At 72.2% G+C, this 22,033-nt stretch carries 23 protein-coding genes; 11 read left to right on the plus strand and 12 right to left on the minus strand.

Annotation, left to right across the window (positions count from 1 at the left end; genetic code table 11):
• Positions 1-41 precede the first annotated feature (41 nt).
• Genes HJC40_RS01555 through HJC40_RS01565 form a run of 3 tightly spaced genes read left to right on the plus strand, consistent with a single transcriptional unit; the run spans position 42 to position 2,978 of the window.
• Complete coding sequence (locus HJC40_RS01555; RefSeq protein ID WP_249997784.1) at positions 42-1,448, plus strand: class II 3-deoxy-7-phosphoheptulonate synthase; 1,407 nt, start codon at positions 42-44, stop codon at positions 1,446-1,448.
• Positions 1,441-2,484: a GntG family PLP-dependent aldolase gene (locus HJC40_RS01560; protein WP_308200819.1), complete on the plus strand. Its 1,044-nt coding sequence runs from the start codon at positions 1,441-1,443 to the stop codon at positions 2,482-2,484. Before HJC40_RS01555 ends, HJC40_RS01560 begins: the two co-directional genes overlap by 8 nt.
• Positions 2,481-2,978 carry an NUDIX domain-containing protein gene (locus HJC40_RS01565; protein WP_249997785.1) on the plus strand — a complete coding sequence of 166 codons (498 nt, stop codon included), beginning with the start codon at positions 2,481-2,483 and terminating at the stop codon, positions 2,976-2,978. Before HJC40_RS01560 ends, HJC40_RS01565 begins: the two co-directional genes overlap by 4 nt.
• A gap of 227 nt (positions 2,979-3,205) precedes the next feature.
• Here the strand turns inward: HJC40_RS01565 and HJC40_RS01570 are convergent, their stop codons facing one another.
• The 5 genes from HJC40_RS01570 to metF form a co-directional block, all read right to left on the minus strand.
• Complete coding sequence (locus tag HJC40_RS01570) at positions 3,206-3,841, minus strand: thymidine kinase (RefSeq protein ID WP_249997786.1); 636 nt, start codon at positions 3,839-3,841, stop codon at positions 3,206-3,208.
• 454 nt (positions 3,842-4,295) lie between these two features.
• Entirely contained in the window at positions 4,296-6,008 is a 1,713-nt protein-coding gene (locus HJC40_RS01575; RefSeq protein ID WP_249997787.1) for an MFS transporter, read from the minus strand.
• Positions 6,009-6,077: 69 nt separating this feature from the next.
• Positions 6,078-6,545: a MarR family winged helix-turn-helix transcriptional regulator gene (locus HJC40_RS01580; RefSeq protein ID WP_249997788.1), complete on the minus strand. Its 468-nt coding sequence runs from the start codon at positions 6,543-6,545 to the stop codon at positions 6,078-6,080.
• Positions 6,546-6,728: 183 nt separating this feature from the next.
• Positions 6,729-7,376 (minus strand): CDP-alcohol phosphatidyltransferase family protein, encoded by a 648-nt coding sequence (locus HJC40_RS01585; RefSeq protein WP_249997789.1) that lies wholly within the window; start codon positions 7,374-7,376, stop codon positions 6,729-6,731.
• A 3-nt stretch (positions 7,377-7,379) separates the two neighbouring features.
• Complete coding sequence (gene metF / locus HJC40_RS01590) at positions 7,380-8,303, minus strand: methylenetetrahydrofolate reductase [NAD(P)H] (protein WP_249997790.1); 924 nt, start codon at positions 8,301-8,303, stop codon at positions 7,380-7,382.
• 50 nt (positions 8,304-8,353) lie between these two features.
• Here metF and HJC40_RS01595 point away from each other — a divergent pair, with 50 nt between their 5' ends.
• Entirely contained in the window at positions 8,354-9,409 is a 1,056-nt protein-coding gene (locus HJC40_RS01595) for a polyprenyl synthetase family protein (RefSeq protein WP_249998205.1), read from the plus strand.
• Here the strand turns inward: HJC40_RS01595 and HJC40_RS01600 are convergent.
• From HJC40_RS01600 to HJC40_RS01610, 3 genes are read right to left on the minus strand one after another with little or no spacing between them, the layout of a single operon-like run.
• Positions 9,406-9,768 (minus strand): lycopene cyclase domain-containing protein, encoded by a 363-nt coding sequence (locus tag HJC40_RS01600; protein WP_249997791.1) that lies wholly within the window; start codon positions 9,766-9,768, stop codon positions 9,406-9,408. The two genes, HJC40_RS01595 and HJC40_RS01600, sit on opposite strands and share 4 nt — an antisense overlap.
• The gene (locus HJC40_RS01605) at positions 9,765-10,094 is read right to left on the minus strand and encodes a lycopene cyclase domain-containing protein (protein WP_249997792.1); all 330 of its coding nucleotides are present in this window, start codon (positions 10,092-10,094) and stop codon (positions 9,765-9,767) included. Before HJC40_RS01605 ends, HJC40_RS01600 begins: the two co-directional genes overlap by 4 nt.
• Before the next feature lie 4 nt (positions 10,095-10,098).
• On the minus strand, positions 10,099-10,449 hold the full coding sequence (locus HJC40_RS01610; protein ID WP_249997793.1) for an Rv2175c family DNA-binding protein: 351 nt from the start codon (positions 10,447-10,449) through the stop codon (positions 10,099-10,101).
• A gap of 33 nt (positions 10,450-10,482) precedes the next feature.
• On the opposite strand from HJC40_RS01610, the gene HJC40_RS01615 reads away from it, so the two are divergent.
• The 5 genes from HJC40_RS01615 to HJC40_RS01635 all read left to right on the plus strand — a co-directional run bounded on the left by HJC40_RS01615 (position 10,483) and on the right by HJC40_RS01635 (position 16,264).
• Positions 10,483-11,256 carry a hypothetical protein gene (locus HJC40_RS01615; protein ID WP_249997794.1) on the plus strand — a complete coding sequence of 258 codons (774 nt, stop codon included), beginning with the start codon at positions 10,483-10,485 and terminating at the stop codon, positions 11,254-11,256.
• 114 nt (positions 11,257-11,370) lie between these two features.
• A complete protein-coding gene (gene pknB, locus HJC40_RS01620; protein WP_249997795.1) occupies positions 11,371-13,311 on the plus strand; it encodes a Stk1 family PASTA domain-containing Ser/Thr kinase in 1,941 nt (646 codons plus the stop codon).
• Positions 13,302-14,198, plus strand: a complete 897-nt coding sequence (locus tag HJC40_RS01625; RefSeq protein WP_249997796.1) for a deoxyribonuclease IV — start codon at positions 13,302-13,304, stop codon at positions 14,196-14,198. Before pknB ends, HJC40_RS01625 begins: the two co-directional genes overlap by 10 nt.
• Before the next feature lie 76 nt (positions 14,199-14,274).
• Positions 14,275-14,805, plus strand: a complete 531-nt coding sequence (locus tag HJC40_RS01630; protein WP_249997797.1) for a hypothetical protein — start codon at positions 14,275-14,277, stop codon at positions 14,803-14,805.
• Positions 14,806-14,863: 58 nt separating this feature from the next.
• Entirely contained in the window at positions 14,864-16,264 is a 1,401-nt protein-coding gene (locus tag HJC40_RS01635; RefSeq protein WP_249997798.1) for an MFS transporter, read from the plus strand.
• Positions 16,265-16,463: 199 nt separating this feature from the next.
• Here the strand turns inward: HJC40_RS01635 and HJC40_RS01640 are convergent, their stop codons facing one another.
• From HJC40_RS01640 to HJC40_RS01650, 3 genes are read right to left on the minus strand one after another with little or no spacing between them, the layout of a single operon-like run.
• Positions 16,464-17,210, minus strand: a complete 747-nt coding sequence (locus HJC40_RS01640) for a succinate dehydrogenase/fumarate reductase iron-sulfur subunit (protein ID WP_249997799.1) — start codon at positions 17,208-17,210, stop codon at positions 16,464-16,466.
• Positions 17,210-19,156, minus strand: a complete 1,947-nt coding sequence (locus HJC40_RS01645) for a fumarate reductase/succinate dehydrogenase flavoprotein subunit (RefSeq protein WP_249997800.1) — start codon at positions 19,154-19,156, stop codon at positions 17,210-17,212. Before HJC40_RS01645 ends, HJC40_RS01640 begins: the two co-directional genes overlap by 1 nt.
• Positions 19,157-19,158: 2 nt before the next feature.
• Positions 19,159-19,887 (minus strand): succinate dehydrogenase cytochrome b subunit, encoded by a 729-nt coding sequence (locus tag HJC40_RS01650; protein ID WP_308200820.1) that lies wholly within the window; start codon positions 19,885-19,887, stop codon positions 19,159-19,161.
• A 71-nt stretch (positions 19,888-19,958) separates the two neighbouring features.
• On the opposite strand from HJC40_RS01650, the gene HJC40_RS01655 reads away from it, so the two are divergent.
• Complete coding sequence (locus tag HJC40_RS01655) at positions 19,959-20,882, plus strand: LysR family transcriptional regulator (protein ID WP_374271055.1); 924 nt, start codon at positions 19,959-19,961, stop codon at positions 20,880-20,882.
• Positions 20,883-20,931: 49 nt separating this feature from the next.
• Here HJC40_RS01655 and HJC40_RS01660 read toward each other — a convergent pair whose 3' ends face one another.
• A complete protein-coding gene (locus HJC40_RS01660) occupies positions 20,932-21,639 on the minus strand; it encodes a maleylpyruvate isomerase family mycothiol-dependent enzyme (protein ID WP_249997802.1) in 708 nt (235 codons plus the stop codon).
• A 134-nt stretch (positions 21,640-21,773) separates the two neighbouring features.
• On the opposite strand from HJC40_RS01660, the gene HJC40_RS01665 reads away from it, so the two are divergent.
• Positions 21,774-21,917, plus strand: a complete 144-nt coding sequence (locus HJC40_RS01665) for a hypothetical protein (RefSeq protein WP_249997803.1) — start codon at positions 21,774-21,776, stop codon at positions 21,915-21,917.
• The last annotated feature ends 116 nt before the right edge of the window (positions 21,918-22,033 follow it).

Raw genomic sequence — 22,033 nt, forward strand, 5'->3', positions numbered from 1 at the left:
CGGGCGCAAGCTCGGTGCCCCGCTTCCGTACGCTTTCAGGCATGCGCCGAGAGTGGCATCAGCTCAGCTACCCCGGGGTGGGCAACCCGGCTCTGCAGACGTCCCGCCCGTCCACCGACTCCGCCGAGGACGAGGCGCTCGGCCTCGACCGCTGGCGCGACCTGCCCCGGTTGCAGGTGCCGCCTTGGTCCGACCCGAAAGAAGTCGCCTCGGTCTGCCAGGTCCTCGACAACGTGCCGTCGATCGTCGCGCCCTACGAGGTCGACCAGCTGCGGGTCAAGCTGGCCGACGTGTGCGAGGGCCGGGCGTTCCTGCTCCAGGGCGGCGACTGCGCCGAGACGTTCGACAACAACACCGAGAGCCACCTGCTGGCCAACGCGCGCACGCTGCTGCAGATGGCGGTCGTGCTGACGTACGGGGCCTCGATGCCGGTGGTCAAGGTCGCCCGCGTCGCCGGGCAGTACACCAAGCCCCGCTCGGCCCCGACCGACTCGCTGGGGCTGCCGGCCTACCGGGGCGACCTGATCAACTCGCTGGAGGCCAACGAGGCGGCCCGGGTGGCCGACCCGCAGCGCATGATCCGGGCGTACGCCAACTCGGCCGCGGCGATGAACATGCTCCGGGCCTACCTGGCCGGGGGCCTGGCCGACCTGCACGGACTGCACGACTGGAACAAGGACTTCGTGCGGGCCTCGCCGGCCGGCGAGCGCTACGACGCCATCGCGCGCGAGATCGACCGCGCCCTCGACTTCATCCGGGCCTGCGGCATGACCGACAGCGAGGCCCTGCGGACGGTCAGCCTGTACTGCTCGCACGAGGCGCTGGCCCTCGAGTACGACCGCGCCCTGACCCGGGTCAGCGACGGACGGGCGTACGGGTTGAGCGGGCACTTCCTGTGGATCGGCGAGCGCACCCGGCAGCTCGACCACGCGCACATCGACTTCATCAGCCGCATCGCCAACCCGATCGGCGTCAAGCTCGGCCCCGGCACGTCGCCCGAGACGGCCATCGAGCTGTGCGAGAAGCTGAACCCGGAGAACATTCCCGGCCGGCTCACGCTGATCAGCCGGATGGGCAACGGCAAGATCCGCGACGCGCTTCCCTCGATCGTGGAGAAGGTGACCGCGGCCGGCGCCAAGGTCGTCTGGCAGTGCGACCCGATGCACGGCAACACCCACGAGTCCTCCAACGGCTACAAGACCCGCCACTTCGACCGCATCGTCGACGAGGTGCTCGGGTACTTCGAGGTGCACCGCGGTCTCGGCACCCACCCGGGCGGCATCCACATCGAGCTGACCGGCGAGGACGTGACCGAGTGCCTGGGCGGCGCGCAGGGCATCGAGGACCTCGACCTGCCCGACCGGTACGAGACTGCCTGCGACCCCCGGCTCAACACCCAGCAGAGCCTCGAGCTCGCGTTCCTCGTCGCGGAGATGCTTCGTGGTTGATCAGCCCTCTTTCGTCGATCTCCGGTCGGACACCGTCACCCGCCCCACGGCCGGCATGCGGCAGGCCATGGCGTACGCCGAGGTGGGCGACGACGTCTTCGGCGACGACCCGACCGTGCAGGCCCTCGAGCGCCGCGTCGCCGAGATGTTCGGGCACGAGGCGGCGTTGTTCGCGCCGTCCGGCACGATGGCCAACCAGATCGCGCTCCAGCTGGTCGTGGCGCCGGCCCACGAGCTGCTCGTCGGGGCCGACGCGCACGTGGTCACCTACGAGCTGGGCGCGGCCGCGGCCCTCGGCGGCATCTCGACGCGTACCTGGCCGGCCGTCGGCGCCGACCTCGACGTCGACCAGATCGCCGCGATGATCCGCCCGGCCGGCTACCCGTCGGTGCCCACCCACGCCATCGCCGTCGAGCAGACCCACAACCTCGGGTACGGGGGAGTGGTGCCCCTCGAGACGCTGCGGGCGCTGCGCTCGGCCGCCGACACCGCGGGCGTGGCCCTGCACTGCGACGGGGCCCGCATCTGGCACGCGCACATCGCCGACGGGGTGCCCCTGTCGGCGTACGGCGAGGTCTTCGACACCCTGTCGGTCTGCCTCTCCAAGGGGCTGGGCGCGCCGGTCGGCTCGGTGATCGTCGGCAGCGCCGCGCGGATCGCCCAGGCCCGGCTCATCCGCAAGCGGCTGGGTGGCGGCCTGCGCCAGGTCGGCATCCTGGCCGCGGCCGGGCTGTACGCGCTCGATCACCACCTCGAGCGGCTGGCCGACGACCACGTCCGGGCCCGGCGGCTGGCCGAGGCGCTGGCGCCCTACGGGGTGGTCGACCCCGGCCGCATCCGGACCAACCTGGTGCCGCTCGACCTGTCCAAGTCCCGCCTGGACGCGCCGGCGCTGGTCGCCGCGGCGGCCGAGCGGGGTGTGCGGCTGGTCGCCATGTTCCCGACGGTCGCCCGGCTGGTCACCCACCTCGACGTGGACGACGACGGGCTGGACCGGGCGATCGAGGTGCTCGGCGGGCTGCTGCGCGACGCATGAGGTTCCGTCATTCCGTACGCGGCCTGGTCGTCGATCCGGACGACCGGCTGCTGCTCTACGCGACGCCGCTGGGCGGGGCCACGCTGTGGGTGCCGCCCGGCGGCGGGATCGAGGCGGGCGAGACGCTCCTCGAGGCGCTGCGGCGCGAGCTGGCCGAGGAGACGGGCCTGCGGCTGACCGGCACGCCCCCGCACGTGTGGCACCGCGAGACGCCCGGGGCCGACTACGTGCCCGGCTACGACGGCGTAGTCAACGACTACTTCCTGGTCCGGGTGGCCGCGTTCACCCCGCGCGGCACCCTGACGCCCGAGCAGCTGGCCGCCGAGCACGTGGGCGAGTTCCGCTGGTGGCGCCTGCCCGAGATCGCCGCGTCGGCGGACATCTTCTCGCCGCGCGACCTGCTCACGCTCCTGCCGCCGCTGCTGACCGGCCACCCGCCGGCCGATCCGCTCGTCATCGACGGCCGGCCCATCCCGCCACGCCCCGCTTCCTGACGCGCTGGGATTCCTGGGGTGACCGGCTCAGGCCACGCCTTGCTTTCTGACGTGCTGGGATTCCTGGGGTGACCGGCTCAGGCCACGCCTTGCTTTCTGACGTGCTGGGATTCCTGGGGTGACCGGCTCAGGCCACGCCTTGCTTTCTGACGCGCCGGGATTCCTGGGGCGAGCGGCTCAGGCCACGCCCTGCTTTCTGGCGCGCCGGGATTCCTGGGGCGAGCGGCTCAGGCCACGAGCGTGACGACGGGCGCCGGAGCGTACGGGCGGCCGGCGCGGTGGTGGCGGCGGCACAGCACGACGTAGCTGACCTCGGCGTCGGTGTCGCTGTCGCCGGCCGTGTCGGTGTTGCCGACCACCACAGTGTCGCCGTCGCGGACCATGACGCCGCCGGTGACGCGGGCGTTCATCCGGGCCGGCTGACCGCACCAGCACATCGGATAGACCTGCAGCGCCTCGACCACGTCGGCCAGCACGACCAGCCGCGCCGAGCCGGGGAACTGCTCGCCGCGGAAGTCGGACAGCAGACCGAACGTGAAGACGTCGATGTCGTGGTCGTCGACGAGCCAGGCCAGCTGGTCGACCTGATCGGCCGAGAGGAACTGCGCCTCGTCCAGGATGACGTGGTCGACCCGGGCCCCCGGATGGGCCAGCACGACGTGGCCGAGGTCGGTGGCCGCGCCGAACTCGATCGCGTCGGCGCTGATCCCGATGCGCGACGAGACGATGCCCTCGCCGGCCCGGTCGAGCCGGGTCATCAGCAACCCGTTGCGGCCGCACGCGGCGTACGTGTGCCGGTACTGCAGCACCATCGTGCTTTTGCCGCTGTTCATCGCCGCGTACCGGAAATGCAGTTGAGCCACCGAGCCTTCGCCTCCCCAGACCGGGAAGGACAATACCCGCCCCCGACCAGGACGCGGCCGGGACGTTCTCGACCGATGTGGGGGAGGGCCGGTGTCCGGGGTTCGGGAGTTCATCGCCGTGCGTGGAACCGCGCTGTCGCGGGTGGCCTGTCCGCTGACCGGTGGCCATCACGCGGCCGGGGACCTGGGGCGGCGTTCCGGAAGTGGAGCCGGCTACGGCGTGGCCCAGGCGCGGCCTGGCCGCACGCCGCAAAAGCCCTGATACACCAACGGTATCGGACCTTTTGGGCGCACGGCCGGACGACGCCTGGACTTCATCGCACCTCGACCCCACTTTTACGACGGGCCCTGGTGCTGTCGCCGCTGTCGTGAGTGCTGCGGCTGGAGGACGGTGACGCCTAGGGCTACGTCCGGGTGGGCGATCGTCGGCGCGGGGGTGTGATGGTGATCGTCGTCATGGTGCTGGTGGCGCGCCGTCGCCCGCGCAGACGGCCGTGACCGGTGGCTCGGGGCGCCGGGCCGCGGTTGTGCCCTGCGTTTCGGGGCGCCGGGCCGCGGTCATGCAGTGCGTGTACGGGTGGTGGGTCGCAGTTGTGCCGTGCGTTTCGGGGTTGTGGGCCGCGGTCATGCAGTGCGTGTACGGGTGGTGGGTCGCAGTTGTGCCGTGCGTTTCGGGGTTGTGGGTCGCGGTTGTGCCGTCCGTTTCGGGGTGGTGCGTCGCGGTTGTGCCCTCCGCTACGGGGTGTCGGGCCGCGGTCGGCGGCTCGGCGTGCGGGGCGGAGGCGTGGCGCAGGGCGAGGACGACGATCAGCAGGGCGGTGAGCACGAAGCCGGCTGCGACCAGGAACGCCTGGGTGTAGCCGGCGTGCAGGGCGGCGGTGCCGCCGGCGCTGGTCTGCCCGGCTGTCCGGGCGGCGGCGACCGCGGCCAGCACGGAGAGGCCCAGCGCGCCGCCGGCCTGCTGGGCCGTGTTGCTGAAGCCGGAGACCAGGCCGATGTCGACGGGCTCGGCGCCGGCCATCGCCAGCATGATGATCGAGGGGACCGTGACGCCCACCCCGAGCCCCATGACGACCAGCGGCGGCAGCATGTCGGCCCAGTAGGAGGGCGTTGTGGGCATGCTCGCGAGCAGCAGCAGCCCGGCGAACAGGAGCGTCAGCCCCCCGATCAGCACGGGGCGGGGGCCGAAGCGGCCGGTCAGGCGGGGCGCCACGAAGAGTGAGATCAGGCCGATCACGATCGGTGTGGGCAGGAAGGCCAGGCCGGTGCCCAGTGCGTCGTAGCCCATCACCCGCTGTACGAACAGGGCGTTCAGGAACTGGAACCCCATGCCGGTCGCGAAGACGAGGACCACGGCGGCGTTGGCGGTGAGCAGCCACCGGCGGCCCAGGACGGACAACGGGATCAGCGGGCGGCGGGCCAGGTGCTGACGCAGCAGGAAACCGAGGACCAGGAGGACGGCGGTGGCGCCGGTGGCGGCCGCGGTGGGGCCGGCTCCCGGTTCGGCCGTGCGCACGATCGCGTACACCCCGAGGGAGAGCCCCGCCGTGATCAGCAGGGCGCCCGGCAGGTCCAGGCCCTGGCGCAGGCCGGGGCCGGTCTCGCGGGGGAGCAGGCGGCGAGCGGCCAGCCCGACGGCGAGGCCGATCGGCACGTTGATCAGGAAGATGACGGGCCAGCCGAGCGCGTCGGTGAGCAGGCCGCCGAGCACGAAGCCGGCCGCCGCCCCGCCGGCCTGGGTGAAGCTGTAGATGCCCATCGCGCGGGCCTGCTCCGCGGGCTCCGGGAACAGCCGCACGATCATGCCGAGGACGACGGCCGCGGCCAGCGCCCCGCCGGCCCCCTGAAGGAACCGTCCGGCGATGAGCAGGCCGGCCGTGGGCGCGAACCCGCAGAGCAGGCTGGCGACCGTGAAGGCACCCAGCCCGGCCAGGAACACCCGCCACGCGCCGACCAGGTCGCCGAGCCGCCCGGCCAGCAGGAGCAGCCCGGCGAAGGCGACCAGGTAGCCGTTGACGACCCACGAGACGCCGGCGTCGGAGAAGCCGAGGTCGCGACGGATGTCCGGCACCGCGACGGCCACGATCGTGCTGTCCAGGACGATCATCAGGGACATCGCGCACAGGACCGCCAGGGCACCGGCGCGCTCTTTCGGGGAGGCACTCATGGCCCGACCGTAACAGATAATCTGCTAGCGGACTATCCGTTACGGTCGAATCGGCGGGGGCAAGGTACGTCAGCGGCCCCGCGCCCGGCGGACGGGCTGGGGGCCCGGGTCGCGGGTGGTGTCGGCGAGCCGGCCCAGGGCTTCGACGAACGCCGCGCGGGCGGCGTCCGGAAGGCTGCTGAGGGCGTCGGCGTGGACGCGGTCGACGATGCGCTGGCCCTCCTCGGCGGCGAGGCGGCCCTTCTCGGTCACCGCGATGACGCGGGCGCGGCGGTCGGTGGCCGACGGGCGGCGCTCGGCGTAGCCGCGGCGTTCCAGGTCGTCGACGGTGCTGACCATGGTGGTCTTGTCGAGGTCGGCCAGCGCGGCCAGCTGGATCTGCGTGCGCTCCTGCTCGAGGGCGTGCACCAGCACGCATTGCATGCGCGGCGTCAGGTCGACCTCGGCCAGGGCGGCCGAGAGGCGGTTGGTCAGCGCGTGGCCGGCCATGTTGAGCAGGCCGGTGACGTCACGTTCGGTGCGTTCGGGGGCAGCCACCGATCCAGCATAACGTGGGATTATCCGCAACCGGATGATCCGGGGCCGGGACGGTCGGCGGACCTGCCCCCGTGTCGGCCCGCCGCCGACCCGGCGGCTCCGATGTGGACAACGGTACGGTCCGTCGCGGCCCCCTCACAACCGATTAACGATCATCGGGCGACAGGGGTCAGGGGGCCGGGGTCAGGGGGCCAGGGCGCGGTGGATGGCCACGGCCAGTTGCACGCCGGCGACCAGGGCCAGGGCCAGCCACGCCGCGGTGGCGACCGTGATCAGCGGGGCGTAGGCGAAGGCGCCGAGCAGCCCGAAGATCGCCACCAGGACCCGGGTGGGGCGTTCGGCCACCGTCACCACGCCGATCTCCGACATGCCGGCCGCGGTGGCCCGGGCCCGTGCGTACTCCTGGAGCCAGCTCGCCGCGCCGGCCGCGACGACCAGCCAGCCCGGCGCGCCGGCCAGCCAGAAGGCGGCCAGCCAGGCCAGCTCGCCCAGCCGGTCGGCCACCGAGTCGTAGACGTAGCCCAGCCGCGTCGTCCGGCCGGTGATCACCGCCACCGCGCCGTCCAGGCCGTCGGCCAGGGCGGCCGCCAGCACCAGGACGGCGGCCAGGAAGATGCCGGGGCGGTCGAGCAGCCCGACCGACGCCGGCACGGCCGCGCAGATCAGCAGGCCCGCGGTGGTCACGGCCATCGGGCCGATGCGGTGCCGGCTGAGCCAGGAGCCTATGCCGTACGCGATCCGGACCCAGCCCCGCACGAGGACCGAGGCCCGCCGGGGGTCGAAGCCGCCGTGCAGCCCGGACCAGGCTGCCGCGTAGTCGTCCCAGAGCACGGGTTAGGCGGCCGCGGCCACGTCTGGCGGGGCCAGCAGCTGCCAGACCTCGCGCGTGGCGGTCGACCGGTTGAGCGTGATGAAGTGGATGCCGGGGACGCCCTCGTCGAGCAGCCGGGCGCACATCTCGGCGCACACCTCGACCCCCAGCTCGCGTACGGCGGCCTCGTCGTCGGCCACCGCGGCGAAGCGGGCCAGCAGCGCGGGCGGGAACGGGGCGCCGGAGAGCTGGGCTGACCGTTCGATCGTGGCCATCCGGGTCACCGGCATGACGCCGGCCACGATCGGCGCGTCGCAGCCGGTCGCCGCGACCCGGTCGCGCAGCCGCAGGTACTCGTCGGCGTCGAAGAACATCTGGGTGATGGCGAAGTCGGCGCCGGCCCGGCACTTCCGGATGAAATGGGACGTGTCCGTCTCGATGTCGGGCGATCGCGGGTGCTTGTAGGGGAACGCGGCCACCCCGACGCTGAAGTCGCCCGACTCCTTGACCAGGCGCACCAGGTCTTCGGCGTAGAGCACGCCCTCGGGATGACGGACCCAGTCGCCCATCGGGTCGCCCGGCGGGTCGCCGCGCACGGCCAGCACGTTGCGAATGCCCGCCCCGGCCAGGCGGCCGACCACGTTGCGCAGCTCGGCCACCGAGTGGTTGACCGCGGTCAGGTGGGCCATCGGCAGCAGCGTCGTCTCGGTCGCGACCCGCTCGGTGACCTGGACCGTCGTGTCGCGCGTGGTGCCGCCCGCGCCGTAGGTGATCGAGACGAAGCTGGGCCGCAGCGGCTCGAGCTCGCGGATGGCCTGCCACAGCAGCCGCTCACCCTCGGGCGTCTTGGGCGGGAAGAACTCGAACGAGAACGTGGGCTTGGACCCACGCACCAGCTCACCGATCGCCGGAGTAGCGGGAAGACGTGAAGGAAGTCCGAGAGCCACAACAAGACTGTACCGACGGCTTCCGCTAGCGTCGTCCCGTGACCTCCCCCTTGGAAGCCGCTGACCTGCGCGCCCGGGTCGACAAGGCGCTCGCCGCCTTCCTCACCGAGCAGCGCTCCCGCCTCACCGGCATCGACCCCGCGCTGGCCGCCGTGGCCGAGACGCTGGAGGACTTCGTGCTGGGCGGCGGCAAGCGGCTGCGGCCGGCCTTCGCCTATTGGGGCTATCGGGGGGCCGGCGGCGCCGACACCGAGCAGGTCGTGACCGCCGTGTCGGCGCTCGAGCTGGTGCAGGCCAGCGCGCTCATCCACGACGACCTGATGGACCGCTCGGACACCCGGCGCGGCGAGCCGTCGGTGCACCGGCGGTTCGAGGCGCGGCACACGGCGGCCGGCTGGCGGGGCGGGGCAGCGGCCTTCGGCGACAGCGCCGCGGTGCTGCTCGGCGATCTGGCCCTGGTCTGGTCGGACGAGTTGCTGCACACCTCGGGGGTGGGCGCGGCCGAGCTGACCCGGGGCCGGCCGATCTTCGACGAGATGCGCACCGAGGTCACCGTCGGGCAGTACCTGGACGTGCTGACCCAGGCGACGGCCGACACGTCGCTCGAGCGGGCCGGCAAGGTCGCCCGGTTCAAATCGGCGAAGTACACGGTCGAGCGCCCGCTGCTGCTGGGCGCGGCGCTCGCCGGGGCGCCGGCCGAGGTGTTCGACGCGTACTCCGCTTTCGGCCTGCCGCTGGGCGAGGCGTTCCAGCTGCGCGACGACGTGCTCGGCGTGTTCGGCGACCCGGAGCGCACGGGCAAGCCGGCCGGGGACGACCTGCGCGAGGGCAAGCGCACCTATCTGGTGGCGGCGGCCTTCGCGGCGCTGGGCGACGCCGACCGCGCCGAGCTCGACGCCGGGCTGGGCGACCAGGGCCTGGACGACCGCCGGGTGGACCGGCTGCGGGCGTTGATCCGGGACAGCGGCGCGCTGGCGGCCACCGAGCGGCGCATCGACGAGCTGATGACGTCGTCGCTGGCCGCGCTGACCGCCGCGCCGATCGACGAGGACGCCCGCGACGTCCTGCACCGCCTGGCCGACGCGGCCACCCGCCGTACCGTCTAGCTTTTGATCTTGCTGCGGAGCAGGCGGAGCAGGGCGCTGCCCTCGCCGGCGGCCGGGGTGCGCTGAACGCCCCGGCGGCCGAGCCAGACCCAGATCGACAGGGTCAGGAGCACCAGCGCGAAACCGAAGAAAAGGTCTTCGACCGGGGCGTACGCGATCCGCCAGCCGATGATCGCGTCGGGGGAGTACAGCACGATCCCCCGGCCGGTCAGGATGCCGTTCGACAGCAGCTGGAACGTGATGATGATCGGGTAGGTCGCCCAGAAGACCACCTTGGTCAGCAGCCGGGTCCGCAGCACCCACAGGTCGACGAGCACGGCCCCGGCCACGCCGAGCAGGGCGGCGACGGTGTACGTCACTGCTCGTCACCCACCGGCTTGCGGAGCACGGCCCGGGTCGCCTCGAAGCCGAGGATCGCGCAGACCGGCACGATCACGAAGAACAGCACCTCGTCGACCGGCAGCCCGCCCGGCAGGAAGACGCCGGTGATCTGGTCGTGGTCGAACCACCAGTGCCCGGCGGCGATCGCGGCCAGATCCCACAGGACGAAGACGATCGCCACCGGCAGCAGGGTCAGCAACAGGCGGCGCCAGCGGCGCAGCACGTTGACCTTGAGGACCGGCTCCAGCCACACGGCCGCGACCAGGCAGCCGACCAGGACCGCCAGGTATCCGAGGTGACCCATGCGGTCAGAAACCGAGCGCCTGGGCGCGGCGCTTCACCTCGCGCGCGCGGTCACCGCCGAGCCCCTTGGCGCCGTTGCCGTCGAGGGTCTCGTCCGGCTCGTAGAGCCACCGGAGGGCCTCTTCGTCGTTGTACCCGGCGTCACGCAGCAGGGTCAGGATGCCGGGGAGGTGCTTCAGCACTGTGCTGTTGGCCACCAGCTCGGCGGGGACCACGCGGATGCCGTCACGACGGACGGCGAGCAGGTGCCCGTCCCGGATCATCTGGTGCACCTTGCTGATCGACACATCGAGCTTCTCGGAGACGTCGGGCAGGGTGACCCACTCGGTCGGTCCGGCGGTTACGGAATCGCTCACCCCTACAGCGTACGAGAGCGGAGAAGGAACCCGATGAGCCTGCTGCGCAGGACCCGCACGGAAGTGGCCGGCGCGTGGCGTTCGCTGCGCTACGACCTGGGCCGGCCGCCGGCCCGGACGCCCGTTCCCGGCCCGGACGTGACGTCGACCGGGATGAGCACCTGGGGTCTGGAAGGGCTGGTCGACCAGGCCGGGTCCGCGCCCGCACCCCCGGCCCGTCGCCCGCGGCGGACCGCGGCCGTGGCCGCCTTGGCCACCCTCACCGTGCTCGGGGCGGCCGGGGCGTACCTGGTCGTGGTGAACGGGCTGGGCTCGCTGATGGCCGAGAGCCCGGCCGCGGCGGACGCCTTTCCGTCCCGGGCCGCGGTGACGACCGCCGCGGCGATGGGACCCTCGGCGACGGCCGGGCGAGTCGCGACGACCGCGCCGGCCGTGGCCCGGCCCGCGCCGGTCGGATCGTCGACCGTCCTACCGGTCCGGCCGGCCGGACCGGTGCCGGCCGATCGCGGGCCGGCCGATCCCGCGCCGCCCGCCGCCGGGGGGAAGCCCGCGGCACCGCGGGCCACGACGCCGACGACCCGGCGTACGGGTCCGAAGCGGACCGTGAAACCGACGGCTGCGGAGTGTCACTGTGCGGTGCCGGTGCCCACGCCGACCGCGCCGGCCTCGTCGCCGTCGCCCACACCGTCGCCGTCGGAGTCGTGGCCGCCGAGCGCGCACCCGTCGCCCAGCGACTCCGCGGACCAGTCGGCCTCCCCGTCGACGAGCCGATCGTGGGACGGCCGGCGGCATAGGAGGCACCGCTAAATCCGCTTTTGGCCGGGCAGTTCCGGCGTGGGTGACACAGGGCTCCGTACCCGTTCGGACTCAGCTATGACATCCTCGACTGCCCCAAGCGAAAGACACATACACTTCACGCCGATGGACACCACAGTCGCCGACACGTTGATCGGCACGACGATTGACGGCCGCTACCGGATCACCGGTCGCGTGGCCCGTGGTGGCATGGCGACCGTCTACACGGCAGTTGATGAGCGGCTCGAGCGCACCGTCGCTTTGAAGATCATTCATCCGTCGCAGGCGAGCAATGCCCACTTCGTGGACAGGTTCACCGACGAGGCCAAGACGATCGCCCGGCTCACCCATCCCAACGTCGTCGCCGTGTACGACCAGGGCCGGCACCAGGGTCTGCCCTACCTCGTCATGGAGTACGTGCACGGCCGCACGCTGCGCGACCTGCTCACCCAGCGCCGCCGGCTGAGCCCGGTCGAGGCCCTGGCGATCCTCGAGCAGATGCTCGCCGCGATCGCCGCCGCCCACCGCGCGGGCCTGGTGCACCGCGACGTCAAGCCCGAGAACGTGCTGGTGGCCGAGGCGCCCAGCGGTGGCCTGGCCAATCTGGTCGACGCCGTCGTCAAGGTGGCCGACTTCGGGCTGGCGCGCGCCGTCGAGGCGAGCAGCCCGGCCGACGAGTCCGGCCAGCTGATGGCGACCGTGGCCTACGTGGCGCCCGAGCTGGTCACCGACGGGCACGCCGACGCGCGGACGGACGTCTACTCGGCCGGCATCGTGCTCTTCGAGATGCTCACCGGGCGGGTGCCGTTCGACGGTGACGACCCGGTCGCGGTCGCCTGGCAGCACGTCGACAACGACGTGCCCGCGCCCTCGAGCGTCGTCAAGGGCCTGCCCAAGGTGCTCGACGACCTGACCGCCCGGGCCACCCGCCGCGACGCGGGCGCCCGGCCGACCGACGCCGGCGCGCTGCTGACCGAGGTGCAGACCGTCCGCGACGACCTGGGCGCGGCCAATGTCGAGACCGCGCTGCTGCGCCAGGTCCCGCCCTCGCGTTCCGCGGTGACCGACGCGACCGCGGTCGTGCCCGCCGTCGGCGCCGGTGACCGTCCGCCGTGGGCCCGGCTGCCCAACCAGGCCCCGCGCGGCCAGGAATACACCGCGGGCCGGTTGCCGCGCTCGGCCCGGCACGGCGGCCCCGACCGGCGCCGCATCCTGCTGTCGGCCGCCGTGGCCGTCATGGTGCTGGTCGTCATCGGCAGCACGTGGTGGGTCACGCTGGGCCGCTACACCGACGCTCCCTCGCTGGTCAATCAGACCCGGGCCCAGGTCGAGCTGAGCGTGCAGCAGGAGGGCTTCGAGGTTCTCTACGGCGACGGCGCCTACAGCGAGACGGTGCCCAAGGACACGGTGGTGTCGCAGGATCCGGAGCCCGGCGGCAAGGTGGTCAAGGGCGGCATCATCACGGTGACGCTGTCGCTCGGCCCCGAGCGCTTCCCCGTGCCCGATCTCGCCGGCGCCGAGCTGGCCGCCGCCCGGGGCGAGATCGAACAGCTCGGCCTCAAGCTGAAAGAGGGTGCCGGGCAGTACAGCGACACGGTGCCCGAAGGCGCGGTCATCTCCTCCGACCCCAAGACCGGCACGCAGCTCAAGCGGGGTGCCACGGTCACTGTCGTGGTCAGCAAGGGCCGCGCCCCGATCCGGGTGCCCGACCTGAGCGGCAAGAACATCAACGACGCCCGTAACGAGCTGGCCGGGCTGGGGCTGACCGCGGTCGAACGGTACAAGGACAGCGACCAGCCGAAGGACTCGGTCATCGGGCAGACGCCCAAGGCCGGCACGGGCGCCAACAAGGACGACGAGGTCACCCTCGACGTCAGCAAGGGCCCGCCGCTGGTCACCGTGCCCGACCTGACCAACCAGCCCTGTCAGCAGGCCAAGCAGTCGCTCGAGGGTCTGGGTCTGCGGGTCCGGATCGATTTCAACGGCGACGCCTTCGTCCGCAGTCAGCAGCCGGCCGGCAACACCCAGGTCGAGCCGCAGTCCGAGGTCGCCCTGCAGTGCTTCTGATTGAGGAATCTTTCGGTTTTCCGCTGCGGGGAGACACAGCCCGTCCGGTCGGGTCTCACACGAAGACAGCGGGCGGGCTGGCCAAGGCCGCCCTCCCGTATGTCGACGCGGCGGGGTCCGAGACGTTGCAGGTCTACGTGTCGAACTCGCGTGGCTGGGCCCTGCCCCCGGGTGACCCGAAGCAGGATGTGTTGTTCCGCGACGGCATCGGCAGCCGCGGGATCCCGGCCTACATCCACGCCTCGCTGCTGGTGAACCTGGGCTCGCCGACGGAGCTGACCGTCGAGAAGTCGATCGCGGTGCTGGCTCACGCGCTCGAGCGGGGCAAGGCGATCGGCGCCGCCGGCGTGGTGTTCCACGCGGGCAGCGCGGTCGAGGAGGCCCATGAGGACAAGGCTTTCCACCAGCTGCACGAGGCGCTGCTGCCGCTGCTCGAACGGGACGGCATGCCGCAGCTCCTGGTCGAGCCCAGCGCGGGCGGCGGGCGCAGCCTGGCCTCCAAGGTGCAGGATCTCGCCCGCTACCTGGAGGCGGTGGAGAACCATCCCGGGCTCGGCGTCTGCTTCGACACGTGTCACGCCTGGGCGGCCGGTCACGACCTGGCCACACCGGGCGGCATGACCGAGACGCTCGACGCCCTGGTGGCCACCGTCGGTCCCGGTCGTCTGCGGTTGATCCACGCGAACGACTCCAAGGACGAGTGCGGCTCCACCCGGGACCGGCACGAGTCGATCGGTCAGGGGCGTATCGGGCCGGCCGCGTTCGCCGAACTGCTGGCGCATCCGGCCACCGCCGGCCTGCCGGTGATCGTCGAGACGCCGACGGTCGATCACGAGGGTCACGCCGCCGACATCTCCCTTCTGAAGTCTTTGCGACCGTCGGTCTGACCCCGGACTCGATTCAAGCCGCTTGACGGGTCGCAAGATGTCAATGATTGGTTGACATGCTGCTTATGCTCATCGCATGGCTGACCTGACCGATCTGCGGGCCGTTCCCGCCGCCCGGGCCCGGCTCGACGCCGAGGAGCTCGACCTGATCGACCGGGCCCGGCGCGAGGGTGCGACGTGGGGCGAGATCGCGTCGGCGCTCGGTCTCGGCAGTCGTCAGGCTGCCGAGCAACGGCGGCTGCGGCTGGTCGGGGTCGTCCGCACCTCGCCGGCCACCGACGAGGCCTATGGCGAAAGCATCGCCGGCCTGCGGAAAGCTGCCCTGGAGCTGCATCGCCGGGTGGGCGCCGACCGGCGATGGGACCGTCGTTTCACCCGGGCGGTCCTGGTTCGCGAGACCCTCGCCGCGGTTCCCGGCGCTTCCGGTGGCGCCTTGTTCGCGTTGGCCGAGGCGGTGATGGCCGACCTCGACGCCCTGACCGGTCCGGACGGCGCGACCGGGCCGGGTGCCGCTGGGGCTTCCGCGGCTCGTGCGCTTCCGGCGCCGACGCGCGCTGCCGTGGATCGGCTGCGCGGGGCGCTGGCCGCCGCGTCACCGCGACATTGACAGATGGCGGCTCAACTCCGCAGGATATGAGTCCTAGTGGCTCAACCTCGGGGGTCTCATGCGGCGCAACGCGTCCCTGTTTGTGCTGATCTCCCTGCTGTCCGGCTTCGGCAGCACGGCCATGACCCTCGCCGCCGGCCTCTGGGTCCTCGACCTCACCGGCTCGGTGAGCCTGGCCGCGCTGACCGCCGTCTGTGTCTATGCGCCGACCTTGGCCGCCCCCTGGCTCGGCGCCCTGGTCGACCGGCTGCCCCGCCGTCCGCTGCTCATCGCCGTCGATCTGTCCCTGGGCGTGCTGCTGCTGGCGTTGCTCCTCGTCCGGTCCGCCGCCGCGGCGTGGCTCATCTTCGCCGTGCTGCTGGCCCGCGGGGTCAGCTATGTGCTGATCGACGCCGGGGAGACGGCCATCCTGCCGTCGGCGCTCTCCCCGGGGATCCTGGCCGACGTCAACGGCTGGCGCTCCAGCGCCCAGGAGGGCATGAAGCTGGTCGCGCCCCTGGCCGGCGCCGGCCTGTACGCGTGGCGGGGCCCGGCCGCCGTGATCCTGCTCAGCGCCGCGCTGCCCCTGCTGACCGCCGCCTGCTACGCCTTGGTCCGGCTGCGCGCCCCGGAGCACACGACGATCACCGCCACCGCCACCGCCACCGCCACCGCCACCGCCACCGCCACCGCGGCCGCCGCCACCGCGGCCGCCGCCACCGCCACCGCCACCGCCACCGCGGCCGCCGCCACCGCCACCGCGGCCGCCGCCACCGCCGCCACCGCGGCCGCCACCGCCACCACCGACGACGACGACGCCGACGGCGGCGCCCGTCCGGACCGGGACGGGAGCGCCGTCGGTCTGCGGGGCGGGGGCGTGGGTGACCGGGGCTTCCGGGGCGGCTTGCGGGCGCTGTTCGGGGTGCCCGGCGTGCGGGTCCCGGTGCTCGTCGCGGGCGTGGCCATCGGCGCCTCCGGTCTGAAGGACGCGGCGGTGCTGGCTCACCTCGTCCACGATCTGGGCCTGCCCGCGACCCGGCTCGGCTTTCTCGGCTCCGCTCAGGGCGCCGGCTCGATCGTCGCCGGTCTGGTGGTGGGCCGGGTGCTGGCCCGGCTGGCGCCCGTCGTGGTGGCCGCGATCGGCGCTGTCGTCTTCGCCGCCGGCTGCCTGGCGCAGGCGTTGCCCTGGTGGCCGTCGATGATCGTCGGCAGCGCGCTGATCGGCCTCGGCCTGCCCTGGTCGCTGATCGCCGCCGTCACCGCCGTCCAGACGTCGACGCCGGACCACTTGCTGGGCCGGGTCGCCGCGACCTCCAACACGGTCATGTTCGGCCCGGTGGCCCTCGGCATCCCGCTCGGCGCCGCCGCGGTGCACCTGGGCGCCGTCCCGCCGCTGGTGGCCGCCGCCGTGATCAGCGCCGCCACCGGCGTCCTGGCCCTCGGCCGGAGGAGCAGGCACCAGGCCCCGCGCTTGGCGTGATCTCATCCCCCGAACAGGGCGAAGATGGTCCAGGTCGGGCAGTCCGCGTCCTGTTCGGCCGGGCGAAGCGGAAGCCGCAGGCGTGGGCGAACAAACCGGCGGGCCGGGTGCGGGGCGCCGGTAGCCGAGCGGCGACCGGGCAATGGCCGGGCAGGGTCGAGGCCGGGCACGTCGGTGTGCCCGGCCTCCGGTCGACCGTTCAGAAGCTCTTGCGGACGGCCTTGCGATAGTCGCTGTTCAGGCGGCCGATCAGGTGCAGCGGGATGCCCTTGGGGCAGACCTGGGAGCACTCGCCCATGTTGGTGCAGCCGCCGAAGCCGGCGTCGTCCTGGGCCTGCAGCATGTCGATCACGCGGGTGTCGCGCTCGGGCTGGCCCTGGGGCATCAGGCCGAGGTGGGCGACCTTGGCCGCGGTGAACAGCATGGCCGAGCCGTTCGGGCAGGCTGCCACGCAGGCGCCGCAGCCGATGCAGGTGGCCGCCTCGAACGCCAGGTCGGCGTCCTTCTTGGGCACCGGGGTGGCGTGCGCCTCGGGGGCGGCGCCGGTCGGGGCGGTGATGTAGCCACCGGCCGCGACGATCTTGTCGAGGGCGCCGCGGTTGACGACCAGGTCCTTGATCACCGGGAAGGCGGCGGCCCGCCAGGGCTCCACGTCGATCGTGTCGCCCTGCTTGAAGTGCCGCATGTGCAGCTGGCAGGCGGTGGTGGCCTTCTCGGGGCCGTGCGCCACGCCGTCGATCACCATGCTGCATGCGCCGCAGATGCCCTCACGGCAGTCGTGGTCGAACGCGATCGGGTCGTCGCCGTCGAGGATGAGCTTCTCGTTCAGCACGTCGAGCATCTCGAGGAAGCTCGCGTCGGGGGAGATGTCCTTGACGTCGTAGGTCACCATCCGGCCGCCGTCGGACGGTCCCTCCTGGCGCCATACGCGTACCTGGATGTCCATTACTTGTAACTCCGGGTGCTCGGGTGAACGTACTCGAATTCGAGCTGTTCCTTGTGGAGGGTGGGCTTGGCGCTCTCGCCGGTGGCGTACTCCCAGGCCGCGACGTAGCTGAACTCGTCGTCGTGGCGCAGGGCCTCGCCGTCGGCGGTCTGCGACTCGCCCCGGAAGTGGCCGCCGCACGACTCACGCCGGTGCAGCGCGTCGATGCACATGAGCTCGCCGAGCTCGAAGAAGTCGGCGACCCGGCCGGCCTTCTCGAGGTTCTGGTTGAGCTGCTCGCCGGTGCCGGGCACCTTGACGCGCTGCCAGAACTCCTCGCGCAGGCTCCGGATGAGCCCGATGGCCTTGGTCAGGCCCTCCTCGGTGCGCTCCATGCCGCAGTACTCCCACATGATGTGGCCCAGCTCGCGGTGGAAGCTGTCGACCGTACGGTCGCCGTCGATCTCCAGCAGGCGCTTGATGCGGCTCTCGACCTCGGCCCGCGCCGCCACGACCGCCTCGTGATCCTCGGCCACCTTCTCGAAGGGGCCGGCCGCGAGGTAGTTGCCCAGCGTCGTCGGCAGGACGAAGTAGCCGTCGCCCAGACCCTGCATCAGGGCGGACGCGCCGAGCCGGTTGGCGCCGTGGTCGGAGAAGTTGGCCTCGCCGACCACGAACAGGCCGGGGATCGTCGACTGCAGGTCGTAGTCGACCCAGAGACCGCCCATCGTGTAGTGCACCGCGGGATAGATGCGCATCGGCGTCTCGTACGGGTCCTCGCCGGTGATCCGCTGGTACATCTCGAACAGGTTGCCGTACTTGGCCTCGACGGCCTTCTTGCCCAGCCGCTTGATCGCGTCGGCGAAGTCGAGGTAGACGCCCAGGCCGCCGGGACCGACACCGCGGCCCTCGTCGCAGACGTTCTTGGCGGCGCGCGAGGCGATGTCGCGGGGGACCAGGTTGCCGAAGGACGGGTAGATCCGCTCCAGGTAGTAGTCGCGGTCCTCCTCGGCGATCTGGGACGCCGGCTTCTGGCCGTCCTCGGCCCGCTTGGGCACCCAGACCCGGCCGTCGTTGCGCAGCGACTCGCTCATCAGCGTGAGCTTGCTCTGGTGCGTGCCCGACTCGGGGATGCACGTCGGGTGGATCTGCGTGTAGCAGGGGTTCGCGAACAGCGCGCCCTTGCGGTGCGCCCGCCACGTCGCCGTGACGTTGCAGCCCTTGGCGTTGGTCGAGAGGAAGAAGACGTTGCCGTAGCCGCCCGAGGCCAGCACGACGGCGTCGGCCATCTCGGTGGCGATCTCGCCGGTGATCATGTCGCGGACCACGATGCCGCGGGCCTTGCCGTCGACGATGATCAGCTCGAGCATCTCGTGGCGGCTGTTCATCTCGATGTTGCCCAGGCCGATCTGGCGCTCCATCGCCTGGTACGCGCCGAGCAGCAGCTGCTGACCCGTCTGGCCGCGGGCGTAGAACGTCCGGGAGACCTGCGTGCCGCCGAACGAGCGGTTGTCGAGCAGGCCGCCGTACTCGCGGGCGAACGGGACGCCCTGCGCGACGCACTGGTCGATGATGTTCACCGACACCGTGGCGAGCCGGTAGACGTTCGACTCGCGGGCGCGGAAGTCGCCGCCCTTGACGGTGTCGTAGAACAGCCGGTAGATCGAGTCGCCGTCGTTGCGGTAGTTCTTCGCGGCGTTGATGCCACCCTGCGCGGCGATCGAGTGCGCCCGTCGCGGGCTGTCCTGATAGCAGTACGACTTGACGTGGTAGCCCGCCTCGGCCAGCGTGGCCGCCGCGGAGCCGCCGGCCAGGCCGGTGCCGACCACGATGACCGTCAGCTTGCGGCGGTTGGCCGGGTTGACCAGCTTGGCGTTGAACTTGCGCCGGTCCCAGCGGGTCTCGATCGGACCCTCGGGGGCGGCGGTGTCGACGATCGCGTCGCCGTCGTTCCAGAAGTCACCCATGTTCAGTCCACCAATCCGACGAGAACCGCGAACGGCACCGAGAGGTAGCCGACGACCAGCACCAGCGACAGCACCAGGGCGGTCGCGCGGGCGTAGAGCTCGCCGCGCGGGCTCTGCTGGCCGAACGTGCGGACGGCGCTCCAGAGGCCGTGCCGCAGGTGGAAGCCGACCGCGACGATCGACAGCGTGTAGAAGAGCGTCACGTACCAGCGGGACGGCGCGAAGTCGGCCGCGACGTTGGCGTACGCCTCACCGGCGACCCCGTTCGGGTTCAGTGTCCCCGTCGTCAGGTCGAGGATGTGGTAGATCACGAAGAGCAGGATGATCACGCCACCCCAGCGCATCGTGCGGGCGGCGTAGCTGCCCTGCACCTTCGGGCGGTGCGCGTACTTCACCGGTCGAGCCTGCCGGGCCCGGCGCGCCAGGATCGTCGCCGCCACGATGTGCCCGAGCACGGCCACGGTCAGCACGGCCCGCTGGATCCACAGGTACCAGGCCTCCGGCAGCAGAGGCGTGCCGATGGTCCGCAGCCAGTGCGCGTAGTGGTCGAAGGTCTCGGCGCCGAAGAAGATCTTCAGGTTGCCGATCATGTGCGCGTACAGGAAGCCGACCAGCAGCAGGCCGGTCACCGCCATGAAGATCTTGAGGGCGACCGAGGAGCGCCGCCGCGTCGTTTTGCCCGGCGCCGGCGTAACCGCCGGCGTCTTCCGGGTCGAAGTATCTACCGCCACACTCTGGACGGTAGGGACCGCGCGACGATTCGTCTAATGCATGATCGACGCAGTCATCATAGAGATAGGCTATCGAGGTGCAGCTCCAGCAGCTTCGGTACTTCCTCGCAGTCGAACAAACCCGGCATTTCACTCAAGCGGCTGACAATCTGGGCGTCTCCCAGCCGACTCTCAGTAAGCAAATTCACACGCTCGAAGCGACTCTCGGCGCACCGCTGTTCGAACGTATCCGGGGCGGCGTGACCCTGACCGCCGCCGGCCGGACGTTGCTGCCCCTGGCTCAGCGGATGGTGACCGACGCCGACGCGGCCCAGGAGGCGGTCGCCGACATCGTCGGCCTCCGGCGGGGCGAGGTGCGGCTGGGCGCCACACCGAGCCTGTGCTCGTCGCTGGTGCCCGAGGTGCTGCGCACGTTCCGCTCCCACCACCCCGACATCCAGCTGTACGTCAACGAGGGCGGCTCGCAGGACCTGATCGGGAACCTGCAGGCCCACACGCTCGACCTGGCCCTGATCGTCCAGCCCGGGGAGGGCGTCGACGAGTCCCTGAGCGCCTCACCCGTCCTGCGCGAGAGCCTGGTCGTGGCCTCGGTGGCCGACGGGCCGCCGCCGACCGCCAACGCGCAGATCGCGCTGGCCGAGCTGGAGCACACGCCGCTGGTGATGTTCCGGGCCGGCTACGACATCCGCGGCGTCACCCTGGACGCCTGCCGCAAGGCCGGCTTCACCCCGAAGTTCGCCGTCGAGGGCGGCGAGATGGACGCGGTGCTGGCCTTCGTCGAGGCCGGGCTGGGCGTGGCTCTCGTCCCGAGCATGGTGCTGGCCAACCGGCCGCTGCTGCGAGCCACCCCGCTGGCTCCGCCGGGCATGCGCCGCACGATCGCTCTGGCTCACCGCCGGCACGCGGTGCTGCCGCACGCCGCCGAGGCGCTGCGGGCCACCCTGCTCCACCATGTGGCCACTCAGGAGTTGCCGCTGGGGGTCCGCCCGCTCTGAGGAGCCGGGAAGGAGCTGTTGCCGGGGGCCGCCCGCTGGGGAACCCGGGTCAGAAGCGCGAGCCGGCCAGCCATCGCTCCCACAGCGCCGGGTCGCCGGCGAGCTCGGGGGCGGGGAGGCGGCGGTTGAGGACCAGCAGGAGTTCCCGGGCCGGGGCGGTGACGGTGACGTCGGCCGGGCGGTCGTCCTCGGTCCAGGCCGGGCCGTCGGAGGTGAGCGTGACGTGCCAGGTGCGGGACAGGTCGGTCGCGCGGAACCGGAGGGTCTCGCCGTCGCCGCGCAGCGCCCCGATCACCTCGAAGGTGAGCAGCGAGTCGGCTATCCCGTCGGCGGCCAGGTCCGGGGCCAGGTCGCCGTCCTGGGCCGCGTCGAAGCGGTGGATGATCTGGTCGTGCACCATGCGCCGCAGCCAGAAGCCGGCCGTCTGGTGTCTCGGGTGCCAGGTCCACACCGCGCCGTCGAAGCCGTGCGAGCTCACGGCCGCGTTCAATCGCCGGGCGCCGTCGAGCAGCCACGGCGTCCAGGCCGCCGGCTCGGCCGGCGCGTCGATCCGCTCGTACCGGGCCGGGGCGCCGGTCTCGATGATCGTCGCGGCGAAGCGGTGGCCCGTGCCGACATGGCTGACCAGGTCGCGCACGGTCCACTCGGGACAGGCCGGCACGATCGCTCCGGGATCCTGACCGGCCGCCGCCGGGCCCAGGCGCCCGGCCTCGGCCTCGAGTTCCGTCGCGTACCGCTCGGGGGCCAGCCAGTCCATGAGCTCGACCCTATCGTCGTTCGCGCTTGCGAACAGTTCTGACGATCGGGAGCGGGCGCGGCCTCATGTCCTGCCGGGCATCGAAAGAGTCGAGGATCGGCGCCCGGCCGCGGCGGTCGTCCGGGGCGGCCCTCATGGCGAGTCACGTGGCGCAGTTCCTCGTCGGTGACGAGCAGTGGTCGCCGACTCCGCCGGCGCCGCGCCGCTCGATCGTCGTCGGTGGCCGACCGGTCATCGCCTGGCGTAGCCGACAGGTCGTCGTCCGGGGCACGGGGTGACACGTCGGCCGGTGGGCAGGTCGGGCGCCGGGGCGGTCAACACATGGATGGCCGTAAATTCTGTGGGCGATGGCACCGTTCCGGGAACTCGGCACTATGTATTTACTCACAGTGAT

Origin of the sequence: Actinoplanes sp. M2I2, assembly GCF_023544445.1 — a bacterium.
Classification (GTDB): domain Bacteria; phylum Actinomycetota; class Actinomycetes; order Mycobacteriales; family Micromonosporaceae; genus Actinoplanes.

What these genes read in the sequence shown, in the direction of transcription:
- HJC40_RS01555 (WP_249997784.1), top strand. Translation starts at nt 42, where the DNA reads ATGCGCCGAGAGTGGCATCAGCTCAGCTACCCCGGGGTGGGCAACCCG.
- HJC40_RS01665 (WP_249997803.1), top strand. Translation starts at nt 21,774, where the DNA reads ATGGCGAGTCACGTGGCGCAGTTCCTCGTCGGTGACGAGCAGTGGTCG.
- HJC40_RS01605 (WP_249997792.1), bottom strand. Translation starts at nt 10,094, where the DNA reads ATGGGTCACCTCGGATACCTGGCGGTCCTGGTCGGCTGCCTGGTCGCG.
- HJC40_RS01615 (WP_249997794.1), top strand. Translation starts at nt 10,483, where the DNA reads ATGAGCCTGCTGCGCAGGACCCGCACGGAAGTGGCCGGCGCGTGGCGT.
- pknB (WP_249997795.1), top strand. Translation starts at nt 11,371, where the DNA reads ATGGACACCACAGTCGCCGACACGTTGATCGGCACGACGATTGACGGC.
- HJC40_RS01660 (WP_249997802.1), bottom strand. Translation starts at nt 21,639, where the DNA reads ATGGACTGGCTGGCCCCCGAGCGGTACGCGACGGAACTCGAGGCCGAG.
- HJC40_RS01645 (WP_249997800.1), bottom strand. Translation starts at nt 19,156, where the DNA reads ATGGGTGACTTCTGGAACGACGGCGACGCGATCGTCGACACCGCCGCC.
- HJC40_RS01635 (WP_249997798.1), top strand. Translation starts at nt 14,864, where the DNA reads ATGCGGCGCAACGCGTCCCTGTTTGTGCTGATCTCCCTGCTGTCCGGC.
- HJC40_RS01575 (WP_249997787.1), bottom strand. Translation starts at nt 6,008, where the DNA reads ATGAGTGCCTCCCCGAAAGAGCGCGCCGGTGCCCTGGCGGTCCTGTGC.
- HJC40_RS01640 (WP_249997799.1), bottom strand. Translation starts at nt 17,210, where the DNA reads ATGGACATCCAGGTACGCGTATGGCGCCAGGAGGGACCGTCCGACGGC.
- HJC40_RS01630 (WP_249997797.1), top strand. Translation starts at nt 14,275, where the DNA reads ATGGCTGACCTGACCGATCTGCGGGCCGTTCCCGCCGCCCGGGCCCGG.
- HJC40_RS01565 (WP_249997785.1), top strand. Translation starts at nt 2,481, where the DNA reads ATGAGGTTCCGTCATTCCGTACGCGGCCTGGTCGTCGATCCGGACGAC.